This window comes from Micromonospora sp. CPM1 (genome assembly GCF_023896895.1).
Classification (GTDB): Bacteria; Actinomycetota; Actinomycetes; order Mycobacteriales; family Micromonosporaceae; genus Micromonospora; species Micromonospora tulbaghiae.
Window position 1 is genome coordinate 1 of sequence record NZ_JAMHIU010000066.1, and the last position, 504, is coordinate 504.

The following is a 504-nucleotide window of genomic DNA, read 5'->3' on the forward strand; positions in this document are numbered from 1 at the left end:
GTATGTGCTGTTCCGATTCTGGCCGCCTGCTGAGATCGATGACGTGGACACGTGGCAATGCCCCTGCGATCGACCACAAGCCGACGGGGATAACCGGCCTGGCCACTGGGAATGGCGTGCTCCGGTTTCCAGGTTCACGCTGGCCCATCGTCCACAGCCTGGGTTGTTCACACCACCATCGACCTTCCTGCTGACGAGCGGGCCGGCCGGGCCTGCCACGTCAAGCGGACCTTGACGCAAGTTTCGACGCTGGTTCGTATTGCGCTGAGCCGGCGGTGACGGCAGAGCGGCTTGCGGGTTAGGCGCGAGTACCGGGGAACGATGATTGCAAGGCGGTGGCTCGTGACTCGATGAGCTGCATGCGGAGCTGCCACTCTTCAAGTTCGGCCCGCTCCAGTCGCTCGCGCAACACCTCCTGGAGGTTCCGAAGCGCCAGCGGGTCGAACACTTCGACCTGTCGAGCTTGTTCACGCCTCGTCGGTCGCCTACGCGTCATGCCGGGAG

At 64.1% G+C, this 504-nt stretch carries 1 protein-coding gene; it reads right to left on the reverse strand.

The annotated features are described in order from the left end of the window. Positions 1-298: 298 nt before the first annotated feature. The coding region (locus tag M8C11_RS30135; RefSeq protein WP_252454823.1) for a hypothetical protein at positions 299-504 on the reverse strand (206 nt) is incomplete at its 5' end.